10 protein-coding genes are annotated in these 8225 nt (G+C 65.5%); 9 read left to right on the top strand and 1 reads right to left on the bottom strand.

The annotated features are described in order from the left end of the window. The 5 genes from DOM56_RS18830 to DOM56_RS18810 form a co-directional block, all read left to right on the top strand. On the top strand, window positions 1-2218 hold a 2218-nt coding region (locus DOM56_RS18830; RefSeq protein WP_198655840.1), incomplete at its 5' end, for a replication endonuclease. Window positions 2219-2230: 12 nt separating this feature from the next. Beyond that, complete coding sequence (locus DOM56_RS18825; RefSeq protein WP_110710503.1) at window positions 2231-2467, top strand: hypothetical protein; 237 nt, start codon at window positions 2231-2233, stop codon at window positions 2465-2467. Then, the gene (locus tag DOM56_RS18820) at window positions 2460-2678 is read left to right on the top strand and encodes a TraR/DksA C4-type zinc finger protein (protein WP_110710502.1); all 219 of its coding nucleotides are present in this window, start codon (window positions 2460-2462) and stop codon (window positions 2676-2678) included. Before DOM56_RS18825 ends, DOM56_RS18820 begins: the two co-directional genes overlap by 8 nt. Next, the gene (locus tag DOM56_RS18815; RefSeq protein WP_110710501.1) at window positions 2675-2884 is read left to right on the top strand and encodes a hypothetical protein; all 210 of its coding nucleotides are present in this window, start codon (window positions 2675-2677) and stop codon (window positions 2882-2884) included. The genes DOM56_RS18820 and DOM56_RS18815 overlap by 4 nt, the downstream gene beginning before the upstream one ends. A 107-nt stretch (window positions 2885-2991) precedes the next feature. Then, a complete protein-coding gene (locus DOM56_RS18810; RefSeq protein ID WP_110710500.1) occupies window positions 2992-3303 on the top strand; it encodes a hypothetical protein in 312 nt (103 codons plus the stop codon). Here the strand turns inward: DOM56_RS18810 and DOM56_RS18805 are convergent. Then, window positions 3298-4641, bottom strand: coding sequence for a site-specific integrase (locus DOM56_RS18805; protein WP_110710499.1), 1344 nt, complete (start codon window positions 4639-4641; stop codon window positions 3298-3300). The genes DOM56_RS18810 and DOM56_RS18805 overlap by 6 nt on opposite strands. A 566-nt stretch (window positions 4642-5207) precedes the next feature. Between DOM56_RS18805 and DOM56_RS18800 the strand changes: the two genes are divergently transcribed. The 4 genes from DOM56_RS18800 (at window position 5208) to DOM56_RS18785 (ending at window position 8218) form a co-directional block, all read left to right on the top strand. Beyond that, window positions 5208-5549 carry a hypothetical protein gene (locus DOM56_RS18800; RefSeq protein ID WP_110710498.1) on the top strand — a complete coding sequence of 114 codons (342 nt, stop codon included), beginning with the start codon at window positions 5208-5210 and terminating at the stop codon, window positions 5547-5549. Between the two features lie 167 nt (window positions 5550-5716). Continuing rightward, window positions 5717-6565: a cytochrome b/b6 domain-containing protein gene (locus DOM56_RS18795; protein WP_110710497.1), complete on the top strand. Its 849-nt coding sequence runs from the start codon at window positions 5717-5719 to the stop codon at window positions 6563-6565. Then, window positions 6552-7334, top strand: coding sequence for a molybdopterin-binding protein (locus tag DOM56_RS18790; RefSeq protein ID WP_110710496.1), 783 nt, complete (start codon window positions 6552-6554; stop codon window positions 7332-7334). Before DOM56_RS18795 ends, DOM56_RS18790 begins: the two co-directional genes overlap by 14 nt. A 134-nt stretch (window positions 7335-7468) precedes the next feature. Further along, window positions 7469-8218 carry a metal ABC transporter permease gene (locus DOM56_RS18785; protein WP_110710495.1) on the top strand — a complete coding sequence of 250 codons (750 nt, stop codon included), beginning with the start codon at window positions 7469-7471 and terminating at the stop codon, window positions 8216-8218. The last annotated feature ends 7 nt before the right edge of the window (window positions 8219-8225 follow it).

Raw genomic sequence — 8225 nt, 5'->3', positions numbered from 1 at the left:
CCGCCACGGCAATGCTGCCGGCAACCGCTGGCTGGCACGTCACGCTGCCGAACTGATCGAGCCGGAGCACGTTTTCCGCCGCTTCCAGACCGTCGCTGCCGATCTGCGCCGGGCGTTTGCCGAGATCCGCCGCCAGGGCAATACCACCATCGAGGGCCTGAAGGCCGGGTGCGTCTGGCTGGCCGATGTCGAGAAACGCCTGATCGTGGGCTCGCTCAATGCCACCCACGACGATGATGCCCTGGTGGACTACGCCAAGGCCCAGGCGATCGGCGTGGAAGAGGTCCGCAATAAGCTGATCGGCAGCATCGCCAGCCACAACCGGCGCCTGCGCCTCGGCCTGTTGCCAACGCCCCGCCGCTTGCCGCGGTTGAAAGGCGAGACGATCTCCGCCCAGGCGCGCCACATGGCCACGCTGATCGCACGGGCCCGCAACCCGCTGACGCCGCCGGCACCGAGCGTGCCGCTGATGGCCGTGTTCCAGTGGGAGCGCGCCCCGATCATGACCATCGCCGTCGCCGACGAAATGGCGCTGGCTCAGGCACGGGAGCGCGCTCGCGTGCACGGTATCACGCCGCCCAGCCCCAAGCTGCAGCGAGCCGCCCAGGTCTCCCGACTGGGGTGCGACAAGTGGTGGCGACGCAAGCTGCGCCGGATCACCGGCCGTCGAATCGAGCAGGTCATGCGCGAGGCCCGCCGCGTGCACAAGCGCGCGGGGATCTACTGCAGCGATCTGACCGTCGAGCGTCGCCGCTCCCAGAGGGTGCGCAACCGTGCGCTGCTGGAGACCATCGAGGCGATCAACCAGAACGACCAGACCTACACGCTGGCCGAGCTGGCCGAGCTGGGCCTGGCGAACCCGGACCACCGCCGCGCCGAGCTGATGCTGCGGATCCGCGATACCGAGGTCGAGGCGATGCGCCTGGGCCACGTCGGCCTGTTCTTCACGGTGACCACGCCATCCCGGTTCCACCCGGTGCTGGCCAGCAACTCCCAGCGCAACCCGAAATACGACGGCAGCACGCCGCGGGACGCCCAGCAGCACCTGCAGAAGCGATGGGCGCAAGTGCGCGCGTCGCTCGCCCGCGATGGCCTGGGTATCTACGGCATTCGCGTGGTCGAGCCGCACCACGACGGCACCCCGCACTGGCATCTATTGGTGTGGGCCCAGCCGGAGCACGTCGACGCCGTGACGGAAACACTGCGCAGCTACGCCGAAGCGGAATCGCCCGAAGAGCTGTTCGACCGCTTCGGCCAGCGCACGACCGCCCGCTTCAAGGTGGAGCGGATCGATCCGAAGCGCGGCACCGCCGCCGGCTACGTGGCCAAGTACATCAGCAAGAACATCAATGGCGAGCAGTTCAGCAGAGCCGGCGTCGACGGCGACCACCTGGACAGCTACGGCCACGACCTCGCCGACAGTGCGCCGCGCATCGAGGCGTGGGCGGCAACCTGGGGCATTCGTCAGTTCCAGTTCCTCGGCCTGCCCAGCGTCACCGTCTGGCGCGAAGTGCGCCGGCTGACCGAGCAGCAGCAGGACGAGCTGCAGGCGTGGGAAGAAGCCACCCAGCCTCGTGCCTCCATCGCGCGGGTGCTGCACCAGATCCGCGATGCCGCATTGGGCGGCCATTGGGATCAGTTCGTCCGCCTGATGGGTGGGCCGAACACGCCGCGCAAGGATCAACCGATCAAGCCCTGGTCGATCCCCGCCTTCCGCACCGGCACCAGCGATGACGAGTTCAGCCACGCCACCGGCGAGGTGAATCGGAGCATCGTCGAGCGCGGCCGCTACGGCGACGAGATCAAGGTGCCCAAGGGCCTGGTGGTGAAGGACCACAAGGGCCGCACCGCCGAATACCTCACCCGCCTGTATCGCTGGGACGTTCGGCCCAAGCGCGGGTTTTCAGGGGTTGGGGGTTCCGATCGCGGCGAAGCCGGATCGGCTTGGACTTGTGTCACTAACTGTACGGACCCCGGCACGGGGCCCAGCCAAAGCCTCATCCCTCGGAGCCTGCTGACGCCGAAAGAACTCACCCCGGAGGAGTTGGAGGCCCAACTCCAGCGGTATCGAGCGTGGCGCGCCAGCGAACACGTCCGCCAGGAGATGGAAGACGCCGATCTAGAGCACCGAATGATCCAGGCCGCCGTTCGGCGGCACGAAAACCACGCCCGGCCCGAGAGGCAGGGCATCCCCGAGTATTTCCCCGAGGGGATCTGACAGGAGACCGACATGACTCACCAGAAGACGAGCAAACCCCGCTGGACCGGCGCCGACAGGGCAGTACCGCGCGGCACCTTGCAGGACGCCGGCGAACTCGCGGTGCTCTCTGCGAACGCCGGCGAGACCCGCCACCGCTACGCCCTGGTCATCGCCTTCGACAGCGAGGAAGCGCTACGCCAGGCCGTCACCAACCACCGCTGCGCGTATCGCGACAGCCAATACTGCCAGGAGCTGAACCATGGCTGATATCGCCGACAACGCCGGTGTCTTCATCGAGCGCCACCTTGCGGCATCGCTCGCCCGACACCGCCTGCCCAGCAGCGTGGCCACGGATCCGGATTGCGAGGATTGCGGGTTCGAGATCCCGGCCCGCCGGCGCGAGGCCGTGCCCTGGGCCACCACCTGCATCGATTGCCAGAGCATCCGCGACCACAAGGCCAAGGGGAGACGGCGATGAGCAAGAGCTACGACGAGCGGTGCCAGGAAGTCGCGCTACTGCGGGACCAATTGAGCGAAGCTCTCGATAAGGGCAAACGCCTCGAGCTGAAGCTCGAGGCCTCCAACGCCATGCTGCGGGAAGCGCTCGATCTGGGAGAAGCGCTCAACGGCCGCTGCCGGCGGCTGGCAGCCGATAACGCCCAGTTGAAGCGGGTGACGGCATGAATGGACGACAGCCGGTCGGAACCCGATACCAACCCGCAGGCCGGCGCGACGTTCCGGCTGATTCAAAATCGATTCAATCGCTGGAGAGCGAGAAACAAGGAGGCGTCATGAGAAGCGCACAGCCAAACCCGGACCAGGCAATCGCCGATGCGTTGGCGCGCGTCAAAGCGGGCGTGGATCCGTCGATGATCGAGCTGCCCGATGTCGTGGTGTTCCCGCGGCTGATCCCAGCCATGCCGGCGACGGCGAGAAAGGCGCGTGGTACCGGTACGCTGCTGGGCCGCCCCGGGCCGCGCTTCGTGAAGCGAGGCCACCAGGTCCGCTATCGTCTGTCGGACGTGTATGAGTGGCTGGAGTCGAGCGAGAGCTACGCCAGCACGGCAGAAGCGGCGATGCACCGTGCTGCCGCTGCCTCATGACGGCTGAGGGGCGTCCCGATCACGCCCGATCTGAGCGAAGAGCTGCACCGCTTGACGCTTGTGATCGGGCTGAAGGTGAGCGTAATACTTGATGGTGGTCTGGATATCGGAATGCGCCATCAGCTTGCTCACCGTCAGCAGGTCGACGCCAGCCATCACCAACTGACTCGCGAAGTTATGGCGCAAGGTGTAGAGCGCCAGGTCTTCATGCAACCGACCCAGTTTTCGAACGTTCCTCCACGGGCCGCGCATGCCACTCTTGCCCAGTCGCTTCCCCGATGTCGGCGACGGGAACACATAGCCGCTCCGTGGCTTCCCCTGCTGCTCCCACCACGCTTTCAACACGGCCAGCACGTCATCCGATAACGGGAACGTCTGCGGCTCCGGTGTCTGGTGCGCCGTCTTCTCGATGATCTTGCGAATCGTCCCGAACTCGAAATTGATGTGCGGCCACCGCAGCCCCATCAGATCCCCAGGGCGAAACCCGGTGTAGTACATGGTGAGCAACCAGGGCGAGACGTGATCGACGTAGGCGACGCCGTCGAGATCCGGCAGGTAGCCTTTGCCGTGGGCTCGGCTGTTGCGGCGCCGACGCCGCTTCTCTTCCTGATACGCTTCCAAGCCTGCGAAGAACTGGCCAACTTCGTCGGGCTCCAGGTAGCGCCGGGCTTCGTCCTCCTCGAGATCCTCCTCCGTGAGCGCTGGCTTCTGGAGGCGAACGCCGCTGATCGGATTGGCGGGGATCACCCCGCGGTGAGCGGCGTGATTCAGCAGCGTCTGCAACGCCCCGTAGGATCGGGAAAGCGTCGAATAAGCGAGCCCACGGACAGGCGGCTCGACATCCGGGTCGCCGGTCTCCATCTTCGATTGCCAGCGCTCGACGTCGCCGCGCTCGAGCCCATCCATCGGACGGTTGAGCCAGTCGGGAAAGTCGCGCTCGATCCGCCTGAGCGTGGCGTCGCCATCCTTGCGACGGCGCTGGTGATCGGCGTAGTCACCCCGCAGGTAGACGCCCAGCGTCTGCTGCTGCCGGTACACCGCCTGGGCTTTCGCCTCCTCCAACACCTGCCGGGGGTCGCCACCACGTGCCACGATCCCCAGTGTCTCGCGGGCGGACTCACGCGCCTGGGCGGCGGTCAGCTCCCCGTACCTGCCGAGCGTCAGAACCCGCCGCGTGTTTCCCGTGTTGTAGTACGAGACACGCAACGCCAGGCCGCGCTGGCCAGCGCGCACGTGATAGCCTCCCAGCTCGCTATCCCACACCTCATCGCCGTTCGGCAGCTCGCGCGTGAGGCGATCGAGCGCCCGCGTAGTCAGCTTTTCGGTGGTTTTCCCCATGGCCGTTTCTAGGTTCCATATAGGTTCTGAGAGGAGGATAAAACCGGATAAGTTCGGCAACAACCGGAAAAGGCAGGGTTCGCGTAACACATTGATTTTAATTGGATAGAGTTATCCACTTGAGCCTGTGATTATCTCAAGTTATATTATCCACAGGCCTTCGGGAGGCAGAGGTCGTAGGTTCGAATCCTGCTATTCCGACCGCAGTATTGCAAAACGCCCGTTCAGGCCCTGCCTGGCGGGCGTTTTTACGCCTGGTCGCCAGACTGTCATGCAACGCTCCGCGCATCGCCACCCTGGCACATGGGCGCGCCTCGCGCTGACCTCGACCGCCGGCCCCACCTAAGAAGCATGGGCAAGCGCGTCTACACTCCCTAAAGTGATACAGGAGAGTGATGCCGGAAACTGGCTGGAGCGAATCAAGGCATTCCAGCTCGGGTAGCACGGGCAGAGTCGACAGAGCCGGCGCCTTGAGGCGCCGCGCATCGGGCAGAATCTTCACCTCTCGCCACCAGCGCTTGCCAGGGGGCCCGTCCGCCACCGGCCTACCCGCCAGGAGAATCCTCATGTTCACATGGCTTCGCACCACCATTATCGCGCTCTGTCTTGCCTTGGCCAGCGCCACGCACGTCAGCGCACAGGATAGCGAGGCACCGCCCCCCTGGCCGGCGAAAGCCATCGAGGCGTCCCAGGCGCAGTGCCGCGCCAACATCACCGCCAGTGGCATCGAGGGACCCAAGGTCGAGCGCTACTGCGAATGCGCCACCAAGGCCCTGCAGGCGCGTTTTTCCGCAGCGGAGGTCCGCAAGATGCAACGCAACTACGATCCAGGCGATGACGAAGATAGCCGCCCCCCCGAGCTGGACAAGACGCTCGACCAGTGCTCGCCGGTTCTCGAATCCCAATAGCCGCCGGGCTGCCAACGCCTCGCAGCCGCAACGCGATTGTCCTAAAGATGAGAGGGTGAGTAGCTAAGCATAGCGAGCCGCGCCACCGCAGCGGTCATCTTGGAACGTCCCGCCTGTCGGCACACCATGGCAGGCGCCAGCACCGTCGACCTCGAGGATACGATGTCATGACGCACGATACCGCACGCCGGCCGCACCGGGATCGGCGCCATCGACTTCCGGTCCGGCTCTGGCACTGGTTCAACCTTTGGTGCCTGATCGTACTGCTGATGAGCGGCTTGCAGATATTCAACGCTCACCCTGCCCTCTACTGGGGCAGTGCTTCGGATTTCTCCGACCCCTGGCTGGAGATGTACGCCATCCGCGGTGCCGGCGGCGAGATCCAGGGCCAGACCGCACTCGGTCCCTGGGTCTTCGATACCACCGGCGTGCTCGGCTACTCCGGCCACGGCGATCAGGCCAGCGTGCGCGGATTCCCCGCCTGGCTGACCCTGCCGAGCTATCAGTACCTGACCATGGGACGACTCTGGCATTTCTTCTTTGCCTGGCTATTCGCCGGCGCTGGCGCGATCTTCGCTCTCTACGCCCTGTTCAGCGGCCACCTTAAACGGGATCTCTGGCTACCGGCGGCGCAGTGGCGCGGCCTGGGCCGCGATATCCTCGATCATCTCCGCCTGCGCTTCCATACGGCTCACGGGCACTACAACGGGCTGCAGAAACTCAGCTATCTCGGTGTGCTGTTCGTCGCCCTGCCGCTGATGATCCTGACCGGCCTGTGCATGTCGCCCACTCTCAACGCTGCCGCTCCCTGGCTGCTCGATCTCTTCGGTGGCCGCCAGAGCGCACGCTCGATCCACTTCATCGTCGCCGGCTCGCTGGTGGCGTTCGTGGCGATCCACCTGCTGATGGTGATACTCAGCGGCCCGATTCGCCAGGTCCGCGACATGGTCACCGGTGGCAGGCGTCAATCCGGCGCCACCGACACGGTCCGAGGAGATCGTCATGAAACACCGTGATACCGGCTCCCGCGGGCTGCCGCGAAGGCGCTTCCTGCAGCGGATGACGTTGGGCGCCGCCACGCTAGGGCTGGCCGGCTGCGATCGACTGTCAGGTAACGACCGCGTGGTGGAAACCCTGGGTCTGGCCGAGCGGCTGAACCTGCGCGTGCAACGCTTCCTGGCCGGGGAGCGCGGCCTGGCGCCGGAGTACCCGGCCTCGATGATCGACGAGACCTTTCGCCCCAACGGCTCCACCGACCCGCAGGCACCACGCTATCGGGAACTTGCCGCCAACCGGTTTCGCGACTGGCGCCTGGAGATCGGCGGCATGGTAGACAACCCGCTGTCGCTATCGCTGGACGCGCTGCAGGCGCTACCGGCCAGGACCCAGATCACGCGCCACGACTGCGTCGAGGGCTGGAGCGCCATCGGCCAGTGGCGCGGCCCGGCGCTGGCCGACCTGCTCGACCGCGCCGGCGTCGGGCCTCGGGCCCGCTACGTGGTCTTCCACTGCATGGATCAGTTGGGCGGCGAGGACTATTACTACGAGAGCCTGGATCTGAGCGAGGCGCGTCATCCGCAGACGATACTTGCCTACTCGCTCAACGACGAGCCGCTACCCATCGCCAACGGCGCACCGCTGCGACTGCGCGCGGAGCGCCAGCTAGGGTACAAGATGGCGAAGTATCTCTCCTCGATCACGTTGGTCGAAAGCTTCGAGTCCATCGCGGGAGGCGCGGGCGGCTACTGGGAGGACCGAGGCTACACCTGGTATGCCGGCATCTGAGGGCGGCGATACCATCGTGCCCCGCCGGGGGCGATGCTTGACAATCTCGCACGATCGACTGAACTCGAGATAGCGGCTTTCTCAGAAAAATTAGCCCGATGGCCGCCCCACGATTCGCAAGGAGAAGGATTCTCATGCCAGCTATCCACGCCACTCGCACGCTTCGCATGGCGCTGTTCGGCCTGACCGTCGGCTGTTTCGCCGCCAGTGCCCTCGCAGCGCAGGACACCCCCAACCATCTGCGCGGCACCATCACGGCCGTCGACGACGACGGCATCACCGTCGAGTCCCTCACCGATGGCAGCAGTCACCGGGTGACAATCGGCGACGACACCCGACTCGCCGCCGTCAGCAAGAGCAGCCTCGACGAAATAGAAGAGGGAACGTTCATCGGCACCGCCAATATGCCCGGCGAGGATGGGCAGCCGGCGAAAGCGCTGGAGATGGTGATCTTCCCGGAATCGATGAAAGGCACCGGCGAGGGCGACTACCCCTGGGACATGCCACGTGGCGCCACCGAGGGCGGATCCGGCGGTGAAAAACTGGGCGGCAGCGGCAGTGGCTCGACCATGACCAATGGCACCGTCAGTTCCACCGACGGTGGTGACAAGATGGGTGGAACCTCCAGCGGCTCGACCATGACCAATGGCACCGTGAACCGTGCCGCCGACGAAGACGGCATGATGACGCTGACCGTCGACTATGGCGATGGCAGCAAGCAGATCCGCGTGCCGAGCGATGTTCCCACCGTGAAGGTCAGCAAGGGCTCCAGGGACGATCTCAAGCAGGATGCGGCGGTCTTCGTCGCCGGAGACATCACCCAGGATCCGATCGAGGCCAAAGTGGTCATCGTCGGGCTCGATGGTACCGTGCCTCCGATGTAAACCGCTG

This window comes from Salinicola sp. CR57, assembly GCF_003206585.1.
In the GTDB taxonomy this organism is placed as follows: Bacteria; Pseudomonadota; Gammaproteobacteria; order Pseudomonadales; family Halomonadaceae; genus Salinicola; species Salinicola lusitanus.
This window is presented reverse-complemented; position numbering and strand designations above follow the sequence as displayed.